The sequence below is a fragment of the Siphonobacter sp. BAB-5385 genome, from assembly GCF_002261125.1.
Lineage (GTDB): Bacteria > Bacteroidota > Bacteroidia > Cytophagales > Spirosomataceae > Siphonobacter.
Genome location: NZ_NMPS01000261.1, coordinates 1 through 292, shown reverse-complemented (window position 1 = coordinate 292; position 292 = coordinate 1). Strand labels below are relative to the sequence as shown.

Genomic DNA, 292 nt, shown 5'->3' with positions numbered 1-292 from the left:
TCAACCCCAGAATCAGGCCATCATTGCCGTGGGTGATTTTGATGTAGCTCAGGTTGAAAAGATCATCCAGGAGAAATTCGGAGCCATTCCGGCGGCCACGAGTCCGAAGCCTCTGGGTGAATTTCCGATTCCGGCCAACAGTGATACGAAAGTGGCCATCGTAACCGATAAAGAGCAGCCCTACACGATTGTTCAAATTCTGACGCGACTGCCTGAGCTGAAAGAAAAGACCTTCGCCGATACCCGCGAAAAAATCAAACGGTCTTTGTTCAACCAAATGCTGAATAACCGC

General features: G+C 49.7%; 1 protein-coding gene. It reads left to right on the top strand.

Annotated features, from left to right (window positions below; all coding sequences use genetic code 11):
* On the top strand, positions 1-292 hold a 292-nt coding region (locus BWI93_RS27190; RefSeq protein WP_141217623.1), incomplete at both ends, for an insulinase family protein.